The following is a 5,306-nucleotide window of genomic DNA, read 5'->3' as shown; positions in this document are numbered from 1 at the left end:
AAGGGGGAGTATTAATATTTATGCAAAATCACCGCAGCCAATCTCTATTCGAAGAAGCCCAGCAATTTATTCCCGGAGGGGTAAACTCACCCGTTCGGGCATTTCGCGCGGTAGGGGGGAACCCATTATTCATAAAATCAGCGAAAGGTGCTTACGTTTACGACGAAGACGATAATCAGTATATAGAACTTATTAACTCTTGGGGACCTATGATTTTAGGTCACCGCAATCCGGCAGTAGAGCAAGCCTTAACTGAAGCAATTCCGCACTCGGTTTCCTACGGAGCACCTACGGCTAAGGAAGTTGACATTGCTCGGCTGATTGTCAGCATGGTGCCTTCCATTGAAAAAGTGCGCATGGTAAACTCCGGCACTGAAGCGGCAATGTCAGCGGCTCGCTTAGCACGAGGCTACACAGGTAGGGATAAGCTGGTTAAATTTGAAGGTTGCTACCACGGGCACGGCGATTCTTTTTTGATTGCTGCTGGTAGTGGTGCTATGACAATGGGTGAACCTAACAGTCCCGGAGTAACCAAAGGAACCGCTCAAGATACTCTTTTGGCTACATTTAATGATTTAGATAGTATCGATCGCCTGATAAAAAGTAATCCAGAAACGATTGCTACAATTATGATTGAACCAGTAGCGGGAAATATGGGCTGTGTACTCCCTAATGAAGGGTTTTTAGAAGGGTTGCGCTCTCGTTGCAATGAACATGATATTTTGCTCATCTTTGATGAAGTAATGACTGGGTTTCGGCTCGCACCCGGGGGAGCGCAAGAACTGTACGGCGTAACTCCGGATATGTCCGCGTTAGGAAAAATTATTGGGGGAGGTTTACCAGTAGGAGCGTACGGTGGTAAAAAAGAAGTAATGGACTATGTTTCTCCGGTAGGACCCGTTTATCAAGCTGGAACCTTATCTGGTAATCCAATTGCAATGGCCGCCGGTTTCGCGATGCTCACTCAGTTGCAGAATCATAAAAGCTTGTATCAGCAACTAACGAATACTACTGAAGCGATTGTCAACGGAATTAAGGAAAATATGAAGCGACTGAATGTTTCGTACACGATCAATCAGGTAGGATCTATGTTTAGTTTATTCTTTACCGAGCAACCTGTGTTTGATTTTCAATCAGCCAGTACTTCCGATACCAAACTGTTTGGTGCCTACTTTCAGGAAATGCTTAAGCGAGGTATTTATTTAGCACCTTCTCAATTTGAAGCTTTATTCATTTCTTCTGCAATTGATGAAGCGATGGTGGAAACTATTGTACGAGCGAATTATGATTCACTCAAGGCTATTCATTAAATTGTTAAATTACTGACTGTTACCGCTTCTCATTTAGGCTTATTGCTATACGTCCCTGTTCCTCACCTTCCTACTTTAAATTTCACTTGTTTATTACCTATGCAATGAAACGGTTGTATTGAATACTTATTTATTGGTATTGTATCTAGCTTAGCGACTAACAAACAGACCACTAAATAAAGAAACCTTGAAACGGATTATTTTACTGCTTTTGACGATTGGTTTGACCACGAAGCTCGCGGAAGCGCAAAATTTCGGAAATCAAGCCATCACTTACGAAGAACTTTATGATGACCCCTACAGCATCAATAAGTTTTTTCTTCATCTTCAACCAGTCTACGCTGATGTATTCTCCACCAATATAAACGCTGGGTTTGGTATTGCCGCCAATTACTATCTTAATGATAAAGCTGATTTTCAAGCCAATTTTCGGCAAGCGTACACTCGTTCGTTCGATCTGGTTCGTGATGCGGCCATCAAGAATCAAGTCATTCTGAATACCCCCAATAATTTCACGTACTTTGAGCTAGGTGGAACCTATCATATTAAAGACGAAGAAAGTGACACCGAAACAAAACTAATTTTATACTCTCGTAAGTATGCTAAGGGAAATCGTTGGGCAGCTCACGTTCCGGAACATACGGTAGTGCCTTCAAAAGTTAGAAAGATTATTGGCGCTCGAGCGGGTGGATTTGCCTTTGATACCTCGGTAGATATGAAGCGCGTCACGCAGGATCAGCAAGTAACTTTAGTAGACGAAACAGGAGAACCCTTTCCCATTCAAAGTTTTTACCATACAAATTTGGTTGCTGCTGGTGGGTATATCGGTGGTTCAATGTCTTGGATTAAAAATATGGCTATTAAGCCAGATAAAGGCTACGGGGTGCTGGTAGATGATTTTATTTTAAATACCTACGTAGATTTTTTACTAGCGCCAAGCCTTACATTGGATGCAGTGCAGTACCGCGACCCGAATGCTAATAATGATATACGAGAGTTTTCGGCCGATGTGATAGATACCAAAATTTGGGGTTATCGGTTGGGCATTGATGGTAAGTATAATCGGGAATTAAGTTGGGCTTACGGTGCTGAAATAGGATCGCGTCCCGGTATAAAAGGCCGAGGCTTTTATGCTCTATTGAAGATTAGCCTTCCGGTATTTAGCACTAACATGAATCACAGCCGAGAGGCCTTTGGCAAATAGACCGAAGCTAATAAATTCTTTCTCCTTTCGTAGAAAATGATAACCCTTGTTGGCCCAAGGTAGAAATCATGATAGCCTCAAAAAGAGGTTCTTTAGTACCAGGTTCAATCTTCCAGTCAAAGATAAAATTGGCACCAGCTCCACCCTTTTGGTCAGCTCCGGCAATAACAATTGAGATGGTTTCCAGGGGCTGCAAGTAGACAGGATCATCAAAATAGGTGCGAATTAAAGAACCTTGGGTATCGTAGTATTCGGCGTTAGTAATATAAATCGTATCCGAACGATTGGTGTTTCTTAAACTAATAGTGACTGTTAAATCATGGGTGCGGTCTTGGGTCATGCTATAAATATGAGAGTAAACTGATAGATAAGTGCCGCCCGCTTCAAGAGAGTCACTTAGTATAAAATCAACTTTTTTATTCTTCCAATCAACCAGCTTTGAGGAGCTTTCCTCTTTAATCTGACAAGCTAAAGTACTAAATAGTAATAGTAGTAATAAAATATTTTTCACTTCTCGTAGTATTAGCTGTTTATAGTACTCCCTTGGTAGATGGAAGGCTGTCCAACTGTTTGGAATCTCGCTGAATAGCCATTTTTAAAGCTTTTGCTACTGCTTTGAAAGTAGCTTCAATTTTATGATGTTCGTTATCGCCTTCTACTTTAATATTGAGGTTGCATTTCGCCGCATCGGAAAATGACTTAAAGAAGTGGTAAAGCATTTCAGTAGGCATATCGCCTACCATTTCACGCTTAAATTCGGCATCCCAAACTAGCCAGGGGCGGCCTCCTAAGTCTATAGCTGCCTGCGCTAAGCTATCATCCATAGGTAGTAAAAAACCGTAGCGGTTAATACCTCGCTTATTACCCACAGCTTGCGAGAGGGCTTCGCCCAGAGCTAAAGCAGTATCTTCAATTGTATGGTGCTCATCAATATGCAGGTCACCCTTCACCTTTACCAATAAGTCAATCCCCGAGTGTTTTCCCAGTTGATCCAGCATATGGTCAAAAAAACCTAGCCCGGTGTCGTTCTGGGTATTGCCACTTCCGTCTAAATTCATTTGAATAGTAATCGCCGTTTCTTTAGTATTACGCTGGTGAACAACCTTTCGGGGCGATAGTACCAAGTGCTGATAAATTTCCTGCCAATTTCCGGTAGTTAAAATAGCATCAGAATGACTCTCCGGATTAATAAAAATAGCCTTACAGCCTAAGTTTTTCGCTAACTCTACATCTGACGCTCGGTCACCAATTACGTAAGAGTTAACTAAATCGTATTCGTTAGAAATGTAGTGGGTAAGAAGACCCGTGCGGGGTTTACGAGTAGGCGCATTATCAGCTGGAAAGGATTTATCAATGAGGATTTCATGAAACTCAATATTTTCACCTTCCAAAATATCGAGCATCTTTTGATGGGCGGGCCAAAAAGTCTTTTCCGGGAAAGAATCAGTGCCTAGACCGTCTTGGTTAGTCACCATTACTAGTAAAAAATCAGTTTGCTCAGTAATTTTTCGCAGTGTGCTAATTGCACCAGGCAAAAATTCTAGCTTCTCTAACGAATCGATTTGCTTGTCTTCCGGTTCCTGAATGATGGTGCCATCACGATCAATAAAAAGTATTTTTTTAGCCATATCAAAAATTTTGCGGAGAGGTCAACGATTTACCCACCGGCTTATAGCTTTTAAAAGTATCAATCAGTAACTGATTTTCCCGCTCGGTTCCTACTGTAATTCTCAATCCTCCTTCACAAAGATGAACCGAAGAACGATTGCGAACAATTACACCTTGATCTACCAAAAATTGGTATACTGAAGTAGCATCGGTCAATTTTACGAAGATAAAATTAGCATCTGTTGGATATGTTTTCTGTACTGCTTCTAGCAAATGAAGTTGTTCAACTAGCCATTGTCGCTGAGTTTTAATAGCAGCTATGTACGATTCATATTGGTCAGTATTTTGCAGAATTTCTAGTGCAGTCTGCTGAGTTAGGGTAGATATGTTATAAGGAAGTTTAATTTTGTTTAAATATGCTAAAATCTCCGGTGAGGCATAAGCTGCTCCCAACCGTAGTGCCGCCATTCCCCAGGCTTTGCTAAATGTTTGGAGCACTATTAAATTGGGATAATCAGCGAGCTTGTTTATAAAGCTGAGTTGATCAGTGAAATCAACATATGCTTCATCTACGACTATTAAGCCGGAAAAACTCTTTAGAAAATAAAGAATATCAACGCTATCTAGTAGATTTCCGGTAGGGTTATTGGGCGAACAGAAGAAAATAATCTTAGTATTTTCGTCTATCGCATTGTCCACAGTCTTGCGGTTAATTTGATAATCTTCGGTAAGCGAAGCAGTGTTTACGACAATATCGTTTACAGCGGCAGCTACTTCATACATGCCAAAGGTAGGGGAGAGGCTAACAATATTATCTACCCCCGGACGGCAAAACACCTTTATCAGTAAATCAATTGCTTCGTCGCTACCATTGCCTAGAAAAATTTGGTCGGTAGAGATTTTTTTTATTTCGCTAATACGCTCTTTTAATGCTAACTGGTACGGATCTGGATAGCGATGAAAGGAAGTTTCTAAACTACGCCCGGGAGTACCGTACGCATTTTCGTTAGCATCTAACCAAGCCCGCGCCGAGCCGGAAAATTCTGACCGGGCTGAAGCATAGGGTTTCAACTGAAGTAGATGGGGGCGGACTAGCATTTCTATGGAAATAGATTTCATTATCTGCTTGAAAATATTGATAATACCATAAAATAGATCGGAAAATTCTTCAAATACATTTGAGG

General features: G+C 41.3%; 5 protein-coding genes. 2 read left to right on the top strand and 3 right to left on the bottom strand.

The features are described 5' to 3' along the window. Positions 1-20 precede the first annotated feature (20 nt). Complete coding sequence (gene hemL, locus WBA23_RS19105) at positions 21-1,310, top strand: glutamate-1-semialdehyde 2,1-aminomutase (RefSeq protein ID WP_424583880.1); 1,290 nt, start codon at positions 21-23, stop codon at positions 1,308-1,310. Between the two features lie 187 nt (positions 1,311-1,497). Further along, positions 1,498-2,514, top strand: a complete 1,017-nt coding sequence (locus tag WBA23_RS19100; RefSeq protein WP_424583878.1) for a hypothetical protein — start codon at positions 1,498-1,500, stop codon at positions 2,512-2,514. A gap of 7 nt (positions 2,515-2,521) precedes the next feature. On the opposite strand, the gene WBA23_RS19095 is transcribed toward WBA23_RS19100, so the two are convergent. The 3 genes from WBA23_RS19095 to hisC are packed head-to-tail and all read right to left on the bottom strand — an operon-like array spanning position 2,522 to position 5,220. Next, positions 2,522-3,025 (bottom strand): DUF3124 domain-containing protein, encoded by a 504-nt coding sequence (locus WBA23_RS19095; RefSeq protein WP_424583877.1) that lies wholly within the window; start codon positions 3,023-3,025, stop codon positions 2,522-2,524. Between the two features lie 19 nt (positions 3,026-3,044). Further along, positions 3,045-4,142: a bifunctional histidinol-phosphatase/imidazoleglycerol-phosphate dehydratase HisB gene (gene hisB / locus WBA23_RS19090; RefSeq protein ID WP_424583876.1), complete on the bottom strand. Its 1,098-nt coding sequence runs from the start codon at positions 4,140-4,142 to the stop codon at positions 3,045-3,047. A gap of 1 nt (position 4,143) precedes the next feature. After that, positions 4,144-5,220: a histidinol-phosphate transaminase gene (gene hisC / locus WBA23_RS19085; protein ID WP_424583879.1), complete on the bottom strand. Its 1,077-nt coding sequence runs from the start codon at positions 5,218-5,220 to the stop codon at positions 4,144-4,146. Positions 5,221-5,306: the final 86 nt, after the last annotated feature.

The sequence above is a fragment of the Tunicatimonas sp. genome, from assembly GCF_049647865.1.
Taxonomy (GTDB): domain Bacteria; phylum Bacteroidota; class Bacteroidia; order Cytophagales; family Cyclobacteriaceae; genus Tunicatimonas.
This window is presented reverse-complemented; position numbering and strand designations above follow the sequence as displayed.

Bases quoted from the DNA above. Each gene is read 5' to 3' on its own strand.
- hemL (WP_424583880.1), top strand. From the start codon at position 21: ATGCAAAATCACCGCAGCCAATCTCTATTCGAAGAAGCCCAGCAATTT.
- hisB (WP_424583876.1), bottom strand. From the start codon at position 4,142: ATGGCTAAAAAAATACTTTTTATTGATCGTGATGGCACCATCATTCAG.
- hisC (WP_424583879.1), bottom strand. From the start codon at position 5,220: ATGCTAGTCCGCCCCCATCTACTTCAGTTGAAACCCTATGCTTCAGCC.